Annotated in this window: 13 protein-coding genes and 1 pseudogene; all 14 read right to left on the bottom strand. The window is 32.8% G+C overall.

The window, feature by feature from the left end; translation table 11 throughout:
* Positions 1–304: 304 nt before the first annotated feature.
* Entirely contained in the window at positions 305–676 is a 372-nt protein-coding gene (locus tag GOQ29_RS02340) for a DUF1667 domain-containing protein (protein WP_350445957.1), read from the bottom strand.
* The gene (locus GOQ29_RS02335; RefSeq protein WP_203371021.1) at positions 676–1,938 is read right to left on the bottom strand and encodes an NAD(P)/FAD-dependent oxidoreductase; all 1,263 of its coding nucleotides are present in this window, start codon (positions 1,936–1,938) and stop codon (positions 676–678) included. Before GOQ29_RS02335 ends, GOQ29_RS02340 begins: the two co-directional genes overlap by 1 nt.
* A gap of 2 nt (positions 1,939–1,940) precedes the next feature.
* Positions 1,941–3,401, bottom strand: coding sequence for an NAD(P)/FAD-dependent oxidoreductase (locus GOQ29_RS02330; protein ID WP_203371020.1), 1,461 nt, complete (start codon positions 3,399–3,401; stop codon positions 1,941–1,943).
* A gap of 139 nt (positions 3,402–3,540) precedes the next feature.
* A complete protein-coding gene (gene glpK / locus GOQ29_RS02325) occupies positions 3,541–5,043 on the bottom strand; it encodes a glycerol kinase GlpK (protein WP_203371019.1) in 1,503 nt (500 codons plus the stop codon).
* 39 nt (positions 5,044–5,082) lie between these two features.
* The gene (locus tag GOQ29_RS02320; RefSeq protein ID WP_484477052.1) at positions 5,083–5,811 is read right to left on the bottom strand and encodes an MIP/aquaporin family protein; all 729 of its coding nucleotides are present in this window, start codon (positions 5,809–5,811) and stop codon (positions 5,083–5,085) included.
* A 126-nt stretch (positions 5,812–5,937) separates the two neighbouring features.
* Entirely contained in the window at positions 5,938–6,339 is a 402-nt protein-coding gene (locus GOQ29_RS02315) for an arsenate reductase ArsC (protein WP_203371018.1), read from the bottom strand.
* Positions 6,340–6,349: 10 nt separating this feature from the next.
* Positions 6,350–7,393: an ACR3 family arsenite efflux transporter gene (arsB, locus tag GOQ29_RS02310; RefSeq protein WP_203371017.1), complete on the bottom strand. Its 1,044-nt coding sequence runs from the start codon at positions 7,391–7,393 to the stop codon at positions 6,350–6,352.
* 325 nt (positions 7,394–7,718) lie between these two features.
* Positions 7,719–8,036 carry an ArsR/SmtB family transcription factor gene (locus tag GOQ29_RS02305; RefSeq protein ID WP_203371016.1) on the bottom strand — a complete coding sequence of 106 codons (318 nt, stop codon included), beginning with the start codon at positions 8,034–8,036 and terminating at the stop codon, positions 7,719–7,721.
* A 112-nt stretch (positions 8,037–8,148) separates the two neighbouring features.
* Positions 8,149–8,784, bottom strand: coding sequence for a polyprenyl diphosphate synthase (gene uppS / locus GOQ29_RS02300; RefSeq protein ID WP_203371015.1), 636 nt, complete (start codon positions 8,782–8,784; stop codon positions 8,149–8,151).
* Between the two features lie 60 nt (positions 8,785–8,844).
* On the bottom strand, positions 8,845–9,411 hold the full coding sequence (locus GOQ29_RS02295; RefSeq protein ID WP_203371014.1) for a glycerol-3-phosphate responsive antiterminator: 567 nt from the start codon (positions 9,409–9,411) through the stop codon (positions 8,845–8,847).
* Between the two features lie 24 nt (positions 9,412–9,435).
* Positions 9,436–10,038, bottom strand: coding sequence for an SIR2 family NAD-dependent protein deacylase (locus GOQ29_RS02290; RefSeq protein WP_203371013.1), 603 nt, complete (start codon positions 10,036–10,038; stop codon positions 9,436–9,438).
* Between the two features lie 86 nt (positions 10,039–10,124).
* Entirely contained in the window at positions 10,125–10,370 is a 246-nt protein-coding gene (locus tag GOQ29_RS02285; RefSeq protein ID WP_203371012.1) for a DUF2651 family protein, read from the bottom strand.
* Between the two features lie 299 nt (positions 10,371–10,669).
* On the bottom strand, positions 10,670–12,862 hold the full coding sequence (locus tag GOQ29_RS15200; protein WP_484477051.1) for a CD3337/EF1877 family mobilome membrane protein: 2,193 nt from the start codon (positions 12,860–12,862) through the stop codon (positions 10,670–10,672).
* A gap of 2 nt (positions 12,863–12,864) precedes the next feature.
* Positions 12,865–13,094, bottom strand: a pseudogene (locus tag GOQ29_RS02275) (ATP-binding protein); the annotation flags it as partial.
* Positions 13,095–13,213: the final 119 nt, after the last annotated feature.

Below are 13,213 nucleotides of genomic sequence, written 5' to 3'. Positions count from 1 at the left end.
CTTTTGATAGAGAAGCCTTTAGTAGTTTAGAACTCCACTCCTTTAGGTGTGGGAGCAGTCAGTTGATACATTCTGTGCAAAATCCATATCATAAGTTATTATTAATGCTGATCTATCTTTATTCACTATAGACTTAATAATTGATGCTACTTCTTTTCTTAACTTAGGATCTAATCCAAAAATAGGCTCATCATTTGATTTGCATATAATAAAAATGTCGCTCTAACTTGTTCCCTCAGTGATGGGTTAGAGCGACATTTATTAATGTATATATTACTTTATATTAATATTTTTTCAAGTGTTTTTAAAAAGTTTCCATATCCCTACTGGCTATAATATTTATACCAGTATCTAATATATTTGGTATTATTATATCACCAATATATATTGGTGTTTGTATAGTAACTTGATTTATAATTTCCATACATCTAGGAATTTTACCCTTAGGTACTTCTCCATCACTTTTTATTGGAAGTCTTGGTAAAAGTCCATATTTTATTTTTACAGTGGAAGTTATTACTCTAGTAGGATTAGTCATTTCTTTTATTCCATAATTAAATCCCCTTTTGCACTTATTTCCAGATATTTTATATCCCATTTGTTCACTCTCATCTTTTTCTATTAATAGTCTACATCCTATAGGACATACTATACAAATAATTTCTTTACTATCCACTATTTTCCCTCCCCTATAACTTTCACCGTAATTGTCCGCGTATTAAAAGGAATTTTTTCTACATCAATATCAATCATTATCATTTCAGCTGGATTCAATTGTCTTTCTTTTTTATCAACTATTATTTCCTCATTTGCTCTAACTATGAGCTTGGCATTCTTATATATATCACTAACTCTCATAAATAATCTTAGACTTTTATCTATATTTTTTATCCTTAATTTTTGAGGAACTATATATCTTATCCCACTATCTGCCTCAGTTTTTATTATATTTCCTGAATCATCAATAAGGCCTTTTGCATATTTAGCTGCAAATTTACCGGCCCTTCTACTTTCCTCTGTCACATAATCAACCAAATCATGTACATGTACCACATTGCCACAAGCAAATATTCCCGGAATACTTGTTTCCATAGCTTCATTTACAATAGGACCTTGAGTTTTATTATCTATATTAATACCAATATCTTTTGACAATTCATTTTCTGGTATTAATCCAACAGAAAGAAGCAATGTATCACATTCATAAAACTTCTCTGTTCCTTTTATAGGTTTTCTATTATCATCAACCTTAGCAACCCATACTCCTTTTACTCTATCTTTACCTTCAATATTTATAATAGTATGATTTAAAAACAGTGGAATATTATAATCATCTAAACATTGAACTATATTTCTAGTTAACCCTCCAGAATAGGACATTATTTCTGCAACGCCTAATACTTCAGCTCCTTCTAAAGTTAATCGCCTTGCCATAATAAGACCTATATCCCCAGATCCTAATATAAAAACTTTTTTGCCAACCATATATCCTTCCATATTTATATATCGTTGTGCTGTTCCAGCTGTTAATATTCCAACAGGTCTACTTCCTGGAATAGCCAAGGCATCTCTAGTCCTTTCTCTACATCCCATAGCCAATATTATAGCTTTACATTTTATTTCCATAAAACCATCTTCAGTATTTATAGCTTTAATATTTTTGTCAACATCTATATTCAATACCATAGTATCAATCTTATAGTCTATCCTCATTTTCTTTAATTCTTTAATAAACCTATGAGCATATTCCGGTCCTGTCAATTCTTCATTAAATTCATGAAGACCAAAACCATTATGTATACATTGTTGAAGAATTCCACCTAGTTCTCTATCTCTCTCTATTACTAATACATTATTTATACCATTTTTTTTAGATTCTATTGCAGCTGCTAAACCAGCTGGTCCTCCTCCAATCACTGCAATATCATATTCTATCATGTTTACACCTCCTCATAGGCTAAATTATTATTCTTAGTATTTTCTATTAATATATTAGATCCTTTCATATCCTTTAAAATTTTCTCAGGCTCTTCATCTAATTCTCTAGCTAATATCTCCACCACTCTAGGACCACAAAATCCTCCTTGACATCGTCCTGCTCCTGGTCTAACTCTACGCTTTATACCATCCACTGTAGTGGCTCCAGGATTTCTTCTTATGGCTTCTACAATCTCTCCTTCAGTAATCATTTCACATCTACATATAATCCTTCCATAACTACTATCTTTTTTAATTAATTCTTTTTTCTCATCATCATTTAATTCCATAAATATTATAGGTTTTTTCCTTATAGGATTAAAATCTTCTTTCATTTTCAATCCATCAAATATATGGTCTAGTAACTCCACTATATATTTTGCAATGGCTGGAGATGAAGATAATCCTGGAGATTTTATCCCAGCTACATTTATAAACCCTTTAGCATCCTTAGCTTCTCCTATTATAAAATCACCAGTACTTGGTTGAGCCCTTAATCCAGCAAATGTTCTAATATTCTTACTATAAGGTATATTATCTGAACTCTTATTTGATACTTTTTTTACAAATTCTAACCCTTCATAAGTTGTTTCTGTAGCGGTTTTATCTTCTAAATCTTCAGCATTAGGTCCTATTAACATATTTCCATGAACTGTAGGTGTTAATAAAACCCCCTTACCTAACTTGGTAGGACATTGAAAAAGCACCTTATTTATAAAATCTCCTCCTGTACCTTTGTCTAAGACATAATACTCTCCTCTTCTAGGAGTTATGCTAAAAATATCATTAGAAACCATATCATTTATCTTGTCTGCATATACACCAGCACAATTTATTACATATTTTGTATCTATCATTCCTTTATTAGTTATCAATCTATGTTTATTTCCTATACATTCTATATCTCTAACTTCTGTATTTAATGAAAGTTTCACACCGTTGTCCACAGCATTTTCAGTAAGTGCTATTGCTAATTCCCAAGGTCCTATTATCCCAGCAGTCTTAGAATATAATCCTCCTATTACTTTTCTACTTATATTGGGTTCCATTCTCCTAATTTCTGACCCTAACAAAATATCCATACCAGGAATTCTATTTTCTATACCCTGTTGAAAAAGTTCATTAATGGTTTTCATATCTTCATTGTCAAAAGCAAGTACTAAAGACCCTATTCTTTCAAAAAGTACACCTAATTCCTTACATACCTTATCAAACATGGGATTACCCAAAGCATTAAATTTTGCCATCAAAGTCCCAGGCTTAGCATCATATCCTCCATGAACTATTGCACTATTAGCTCTTGTTGCTCCCTTAGAAACATCATTTTCTTTATCCAAAAGTAAAACATTTAATTGATATTTAGATAATTCCCTTGCTATGAAAGTACCTATTATACCTGCACCTATAATAGTAACATCATGCATTTTACTCCCCCCTCTAGGAATACAAAGAGCCACGTTAATCATACCCACTTTCGTAGGTTCTGATTAACGTGGCTCTCCTTATTCTCCAGCCAATGTTTATTCTTATACTATATTTTATGCTTTATATTTGTGATTATGATTATTTTACCTCTTCCCACTCCTCACTTCTCTTAACTGCTTTTTTCCAGCCATTATAGTATTTTTCTCTATCTTTATGAGTCATATCAGCAGTAAATGTTCTATCTACATTCCACTTCTTAGCTATCTGTTCTTTATTTTCCCAGAAATCTACTGCTAAACCTGCTAAGTATGCAGCACCTAGAGCTGTAGTTTCTGTTACTTCAGGTCTTTGTACCGGTGCTCCTAATATATCAGATTGAAATTGCATTAAGAAATTGTTTGCAACTGCTCCACCATCTACTTTTAATGCTTGTAATTTTGCACCAGAATCTGCTTCCATTGCATCCAATACGTCTCTAGTTTGATAAGCTATAGATTCTAAAGCTGCTCTTATTACATGATTTCTATTAGCACCTCTAGTCAATCCTACTATTGTACCTCTAGCATACATATCCCAATGAGGTGCTCCTAATCCCACAAAAGCAGGAACTAAATATACTCCATTAGAATCCTCAACTTTTGTAGCAAAATATTCACTATCTGCTGCATCATTTATAAGACCTAATTCGTCTCTTAACCATTGAATTACTGCTCCACCTATAAATATACTTCCTTCAAGAGCATATTCAACTTTACCATCTACCCCCCAAGCTATTGTAGTAAGCAATCCATTATCTGATAATACCATTTCTTCCCCAGCATTCATAAGCAAGAAGCATCCAGTACCATAGGTATTCTTAGCCATTCCCTTTTCATAACATGCCTGACCAAATAGAGCAGCCTGTTGATCTCCTGCTATACCTGCTATTGGTATTTCTGCCCCTCCATAAGTTTCAGAATCAGTATATCCATATATCTCACTTGACTGTTTAACTTCTGGAAGCATTGACTTAGGAATTTTTAATTCTTCTAATAATCTATCATCCCATCTTAAATTCTTTATATCATAAATCATGGTCCTAGATGCATTAGTATAATCAGTTACATGAACCTTTCCTCGAGTTAAGTTCCAAATTAACCATGTATCTATATTTCCAAATAATAAATCTCCATTCTCAGCCTTCTCTCTAGAACCTTCTACATTATCTAATATCCACTTTATTTTTGTTCCAGAGAAATAAGCATCCACTACTAATCCAGTAGTTTTTCTTATATATTCAGTCAATCCCTTTTCCTTTAATTCATCACATATATTAGCAGTTCTTCTACACTGCCAAACTATTGCATTATAAATAGGCTTTCCAGTATTTTTGTCCCATACCACTGTAGTTTCCCTTTGGTTTGTAATTCCTATTGCTGCAACTTCTTCAGGTCGAACTCCTGCTGTTTCTAATACTTCTCTAGCTACTCCACTTTGAGATCCCCATATTTCCATAGGATCATGTTCAACCCAACCTGCTTTAGGATATATTTGAGTAAACTCCTTTTGAGCTGTCTTTAATATCTGTCCTTCATGATTAAATAATATTGCCCTCGAACTTGTCGTGCCTTGGTCAAAAGCTAAAATGTACTTTTTATTCATTTAATATTCCCCCTCTAAATTTATTAGACATTAGTTTCTTTAAATCCACATATTTAAAAAGAATTTATATATAAAACCTCCTAATATACCACCAATAATTGGTGCTACTACTGGTACCAAAGCATATCCCCAATCAGAATCTCTCTTGTCCTTTATAGGTAATAATGCATGAGCAATTCTTGGTCCTAAATCCCTAGCAGGATTTATAGCATACCCTGTTGGTCCACCTAAACTTAAACCAATAGACCATACAAGAAAACCAGTTACTAATGCTCCCAGTGCTCCCATATTATTATTTCCATGACCTATTCCTAAAACTCCTATTACCAACATAGCTGTACCTATTATTTCAGTTATCACATTCCATTTCATATTTCTTATTTCAGGAGCTGTACAAAATACTCCCAATTTACTATTTTTATCTTCTGTAGCATCAAAATGTTTCTTATAAGCTAAATAAACTAATACTGCACCACAAAAAGCTCCAAGCATTTGTGCTGCTATATATCCTGGTACTAAATCCCATGAAAAGTCTCCAATTGCTGCCAAAGCTACTGTAACAGCTGGATTAATATGAGCTCCACTAACCCATCCTGTTACATAAACACCCATAGCCACTGCTAGTCCCCATCCAGTGGCTATTACTATCCAGTCACTGCCTTCTCCTTTGTTTTTCTTAAGAACAACATTTGCCACAACTCCATCCCCTAATAAAATAAGGATTAATGTCCCCAAAAATTCTGCTAAATACATAGCCATATTTGACATAATACCCCTCCCAAATAAAATATTATAGTTCGTCCTATAGACACGACCTATTTAATAATACCTATGTATTAACTTAATCAAATATACCTAATGCTTAAATATAATAAAAAGAGCCAAAAGGCTCTTTTATAGTTCTTCATCTCTTATTCTTCTTATTAAATCATCTACTTTTTCTTTAATCATATCTCTAGATTTTCTAAATTCTTCTATAGTACCTCCTGAGGGATCATCTAAACCCCAATCCTCACTATGACTATTAGGTATATAAGGACATGTTACATTGCAACCCATAGTAACTAATATATCTATTTCTTCAGGAATGCCTTTTAGTAATTTCGGATTATGTCCACTCATATCCACTCCTGCTTCCTCCATTACTTCTACTGCTTTAGGCTTAACCTCTGGATACTTCTCTGTCCCGGCAGAATAAGCTTCAATTACATCATTGCCTAATTTTTTAGCCCATCCTTCTGCCATTTGAGACCTACAAGAATTATGAACACATACAAATGCTACTTTCTTCTTCATATTTGTCCTCCTATTCAAACCAATGTTCAGTTTTATTTGCTATCTTCACTAATGTAAGCATTAATGGTACCTCTACCAATACTCCAACCACAGTGGCTAGAGCTGCTCCAGATTGTAAACCGAATAATGAAATTGCCACAGCTACCGCCAATTCAAAGAAATTACTTGCTCCTATCATAGCTCCCGGCGCAGCTATATTATGAGGTAATTTCCATGCCTTAGCCAAACCATATGCAATAGTAAATATAAAAAATGTTTGTATTATTAAAGGTACTGCTATTAATAAAATGTGTAGAGGATTATTAATTATTACTTCCCCTTGAAAAGAAAATATTATTATTAATGTTAATAATAATCCAATAATAGTTACATTATCAAATTTCTTTAAAAATACATCCTCAAAATAATCTAATCCTTTATTTTTTATTATATATTTCCTTGATAAATATCCTGCTAATAAAGGAATTACCACAAATAAAACCACTGATAAAAATAAAGTATCATAAGGAACTACTACATCACTAACTCCTAACAGAAAAGCAACTATAGGAGTAAACGCCACTAATAATATCAAATCATTTACTGCAACTTGCACCAATGTATACGCAGGATCCCCATCAGTTAAATGACTCCATACAAAAACCATTGCAGTACAAGGAGCAGCTCCTAGTAGTACAGCACCAGCTAAATAATCCGATGCTAAATTAGCAGGTATTAACTGCTGGAAAACTATCTTTAAAAAAAATGCAGCTATCAAATACATAGTAAAGGGCTTTATGAGCCAATTAGTTGTTGATGTTATAATTAATCCTTTAGGTTTTTTGGTAGCCTCTACTATACTTGAAAAATCTATCTTTAACATCATTGGATAAATCATCAGCCATATCAATATTGCCACTGGTACTGATACATTGGCATATTCAAAATTGCTTAAAAATTCTGGTATAACAGATATAAATTGTCCTATTAAAACTCCCACTATAATACATATAGCAACCCATACAGTTAAATATCTACTAAAAAAATCTAATCCTCCATTATTATTTTCTGACATATTATTCCCCCTTATTATTTATTAACTAATACTCCTTCTATACTGAGCTTTTTACATTTAAAAAGTCTAGATAAACTTATTTTAATTTCATCATCAGCTAATTTAATGTTTTTGATTATATATATAATTACATCTTTTTCTTTCTTCTCTAAATAGTCTTCCAGACTATTCTCTGGCTTTCCTAAATGTATTCCAGGAACATCTACTGTGCCTGTATGACATCATCCCTTTTTACTATGTCTTATAGTGACAGCTCCACCCTTTTCTTTTATAAATTCTATTGCATTTTTTTCTATAATTATTCTCATAGAAAACATCCTTTCTTTTACTCTTCAATACTACAGCTGCTCTTTATACTTTTACATATACATTTATCCTTATTAGATGTAACTTCTTTTATATATGATGTTAATTCTTTTACTTTATCTCTATTAATCGAATATACCATCCATTTTCCCTTCTTTACTCCTATTACTAAATTAGCCTCTTGTAATATTTTCATATGATGGGATATTGTTGGCTGAGTTAAATTAAGTCCATCCATAATATCACAAGCACATAATTCACCACAGGATAACATATCCAATATAAGTAATCTATTTTTATCTGATAGTGCTTTAAATATTCTTATTTTATCCTCCATATAACCCTCCCTTCTAATATATATTTATATCCATCTATATGTTTATCATAATATACACATAGATAACTGTCAATATGTATGTATTTAAAAAAAGCCTAGATTTTTCTAGACTTTATCCTCCTAAAGTTATATCTTGTTTATCATACCAATTAAGTGCTTCATGAAAGTGTTCTTCTTTAAAATCAGGCCATAATTCTTCTATAACATAAAAATCAGAGTATACTGATTGAACCGGTAAAAATCCACTTAATCTTCTTCTTCCACCCCATCGAATTATCAAATCTATTCTTGATACATCATTTGACTTAATCCTATTATGAATATTATTATTTTCATTCTCTATAATATTCTTTAAATCCCATTGCCAACCATAATTTACTAAAAAATTAACCTTTATACCACCATTCCCTATGATTCTTCTAGTAGTATATTCTACTAATTCTTTAGGAAACATAGAAGAACTGCTATTTCCTATTACTAATAGATTAGCATCTTCTTTCAATAGCATTTTTACTGAATCCACACACGCCTTCTGAAAAGCCTTAGTCTGTGTAGGAGGTCTTTTAGTATTATCCATCGTAAAGCCATAATATGTTATTTCCTTTATGCCAGTCTTTTTACATAATTTATACAATTCTAAGCCTGGCTCTAATCCATGATTGTATCCTTTTTCCTTTGTGTATCCTTGACTAACTGCCCATCTTCTATTTCCATCTGGAATTATTCCTATATGATTAGGTATTCTCATATACTCACCCTTTAAAGCTTTTTAAATGAGTATTGTCATAAAAACAAATAATTATACTATTTACATATACCAGATATCTTCTTTGCTTGTAGATATACCAATAGCTCCAGCCCTAAGACTATTTATAACATCAGATTTATCCATTATTAACCCTCCAGTAATAACTGGTACATTTGTCTTTTCATGAATTATTTTAGTTACTTTAGGCATTACTCCTGGAAGTAATTCTATTGCATTAGGACGCATAGATTTTATAGATTTTATTCCTGTTTCTAAAGATAAAGAATCTAATAAAAATAATCTTTGTATAGCAAATATTCCTATATTTTTAGCATATCTAATCAAATTATTTTTTGTAGTTATTATTCCATCAGGCTTTATATTTTTATTTATATAATCCAGTGCTACAATATCTTTAGAGAAACCTTCAATTAAATCAACATGAATATATACATCCATATCATTATTCTTTATAGCATTTACCATATAGGATAAATTGAATATATTACCAGTTAAAAGAAATATAATATTTGATGGTGACTCTATAGCTTTCTCTAAATTATCCTCATTATTCACCGCAGCAATAATTGGATTCTCTTGTATACTTTTAAAAAATCCTTCGCCCATAATTTCACTTCCTACTATTTAATTTTATTGAAAAAGTTCTTTTAAATACTTTCTAACATTAATCTCTGCTTGTTCATTAATTATATCAACAGGTATCTCATTAGTTCTTGCAATTGATACTAGATAATTAACCGTAGATGTATAAAAACTAGTTCCTATTACCAATATTCTATCACTAGATACCACTAAATCTATAGCTTTATGAAAATCTTTTATATTATCTCCATATAAAACTACATTAGTATCTAAAATCTCTCCACACTTATGACATTTAATACCTTTCAATACCTTGTTAAAATCATATTCTTTATTACATCTATTACAATAAACAAAATCTAAATTACCGTGGACTTCTATCCCATCCTTACTTCCTGCCTTTGAATGAAGACCATCTATATTCATAGTTATTATAGATACATCATATTCAAATAATACTTTATGAGCATCATTAGGCTCTGCTATATCTATTAATTTCTTCATCTCTAATAATGATTGATAAAAATCCTCTGGATTCTTATGAAAATAATCTCTACTCAATTTATCTCTTAAATTTCCCATTTCAACAAATGTGGGTATATTACTAGCCTTAGATATACCTGCTCCTGTTATAGCTACTAATTTAGGCATATTATCACTCCCAATTATTTTTTTGTTTATTTATATATAGTATATATTCTCTAATAAACAAAATAAAACCTCTATGAGATTTTATTTTATACTTTATTCTTATTATCTTTTTCTACTACAAATTTAATAGTTACACTCACTATTAAAGATAATATAGCATATACTATTACCCAAATAAAAAAACTTTCATTAAACACAGTATATGTAAGAATTAAAAATATTAAGAATGTAATTATAGGCATTATATAAAATTTCTTAACTATTCCTGTTACTATCATAGATAAAAGAATTACAGCTACAGGAAATATTATTAATACTAAAGTAAATTCCACTTTATACCCCCATTGCAATATCTATATCATTTGAATAAAATTATATCCGAGCTTTAATCCATAGTATATTATTACTATTCCACAAATTATATTTATAACTCTTATTATTTCACTTTCCCTAAAATAAACATAGTATAAATTTCTGACTATCTTTTTATATATTCTTATATGCTCTTATAGCCTTATTCTAATGGGCTTCGAGCATTTTTACTGTCGGTAGATACTTCACGTTTCTTTGCATATTTCCTTATGTGCTAGCTGTAAAAAGTGGTAAATAAGTAGTAAATTCATTTCTACTACTAAGCAACAAGACGCTCCTGTTGTTTTCTTTTTTCCAAACGTTCCACTTCTGCCATTGCGGAATCGAATGTTGCGTGTGCGTAATAGTTCAATGTCATGGTTATATTTGCGTGCCCCATGATGTACTGCAATGCTTTCGGGTTCATACCCAAATTTGCATAGTTGGTACAGAATGTATGTCGTAAAATAGGACGCTCTTGTTTTACTTGTTGTGATTTCCTGTTTGAAGTCTGTACGATTGTTTCTCTGTTATGGGATTTCTCTTGTCGAGCAGTAGGATGCTCATGGAATTGTTCCTGTCCTGTAGTAGGTTTCTCATGGGTTTCCTGTCTGGTGCTAGGTCTTGCATGAGTTGTAGAAGCAGGCTGTTTTTTCTGTTTGGCCTGTTCCATTTCTGCCCGACGTTCCGCAATAGTTTTTCGTCTTTGTTCCTGCTGTTCCTTGCGACCACTGGCTCTATCCGCTTTGGTTTGTGAGATACTGGTTGTCAAGTCACGGACATTATCTATTACTTTAGTTTTTCCTTGATATACTGCGTAACTTGCATTGGTCGGCAAATCCTTAACCTGTTCTTTCAAATTGCCAGCAGTGTCCACAATTCTATCTTTGGTATCAGCCACCGTACCGAATGTTTGACCGACACGTTTTCCAAGCGACGCTTTTTCCTGTTTGTCTGGTCGTGAGTGATCTGCTTGTGTTCTCGCAGAACTTCCCGAACCCGACTTTGTTTTCTTAGAAGCACTGGCAATGGCAGAGCCAGCTCCTAGAGCAGTCATAGAGAGTCCAAGTTTACGCTGTAGTCGGTGCATGTGAGCGTGCATAAGCATACGAGGTTTTCTCATCATACGACTTCCCACACTTTGAGAATCGTTACTTTGTAGGGAGAACATACTCATTAAATCACCCAGTTTGAAGTAGATTCCTGCAAAGGTTACAATCTGTAGAAAGGCAATGAGAAAAAACGGATAACCCGTCGATAAGGTATAGAGCATGTTTGAAATACTAAAGGCTGTTGTAATAATCAATGTAATTCCAGCTCGTGTCAAAATAGTATTAAAGAGTTTGGTAATGGCTCGTTTTGACATACCATCAAAGGACGGAATCATACTTAAAATAAAGCTTACAGGTAGAAACATGGCATAGATGATAAAAAGTACCTGCGAGAAAATCATGATTCCTGTTAATAGGAATACGAATATAGAAATCCCGATATTGAAGACAAAGAGGAAGAAGACAGTACCTAAGCGGTTGATGGTCTTTGTGATGGTTAGATTGGTATTGTTTCTGTCTTCAATTTCTTCAACAACAACTTTTTCTCTGTCTTCGCCATTATTGGAATCTGGACTGATTGAGAGCAAACTTTCCACTCTATCAACCCCAATAGATTCAATATCCGAATTGTTATATTGAAGTAATAGCCACGGTTGCTGTACCTGTATGGAAAATAAGCTGTCACGTATCAAATCCACACTGTCCTTGCCTTGACTATCTGAATGGGGCATGACAATTTTTGTACCCAGTGATAAGCTGGCATGACTGATGTCTGATGAAAAGTCATTGATTTTCTTAATGTAGTCGGGAGCATAAGCAATAAAGGAAGCCGATAGGATAAAGACCATAACAAAATTCACTATGGCATGAATCGCCTTTGTGGTTTCTCTTTTAATCAGTCCTGTGTAGGCAACGTAAATCCCAAGAACCAAAATCAAGATTAAGAGGAATCCAACATAGAATCCCTCTGTTGATAATCCACTAGGCGTAACTCCTGCAAGGGTCTGCATATTCTTACCGATGGAATCGGCAGTTGCGGAAATGAAGTCTAAGGAATAGGCTTCCTGTACCAAAAATCCTGTTGCATTGGAAACATATAGGCTAATCGTCCAAATAAAATTTGTAATGGCATATAAGCCATACATAACCTGTTTTCCAATTCCGTCCGACCAGTTCCACGGTAACCAGCCCCAGCTATTGTCTACATAGAAGTCCAGTTGGTAATTATCCAGTGGATATTTACTGTATTCGTTGGCTGTATTGACCGTATCATCTACTAAGCCCGCAGCTTGAACCACCGTTCCAAGTGTGGCTAAAAGAAAAATGGCAATCACAAGCGTGAAAGCCACTGTCATTGCCACCTTACCTAGACGTTTCAGCGTCCAGCTTGATTTTATTCTATTTAATATTGATGGTTTCACACTTACACCTCTTTTCGCATAGGCGGTCTAGTATCAAAGGCGTGTAACAATTCTTCAAAACAGGGTGGAACTGTATCACACCGACACGACCATATAAATCACTGATAAGGCATTGCCCGTTTTCTAAATCACGCAGTCGCTTCTGATTGTTTTCGTCCTCTGGGTCAACGCCGAAAAAGGCAAGGGTCTTTTTAATCTCGTTAAGGTCAGTAGAACGAAAGGCAAATTTTAGTAACCGTCAAAGAATTTCTGCCTAGTCTATGATAAAAAGTTTTGCTAGAATATCAGATATAAAATATGAGAGGAATGATCTGTTATGTCTAGTGAGGCGTTAGCCATTGATTGGGATAA

The organism is Anaeromonas gelatinilytica, from assembly GCF_016820635.1.
GTDB lineage: Bacteria > Bacillota > Clostridia > Tissierellales > SIT17 > Anaeromonas > Anaeromonas gelatinilytica.
The sequence above is the reverse complement of the archived record's forward strand: the minus strand, read 5'-3'. Positions and strand labels throughout refer to the sequence as shown.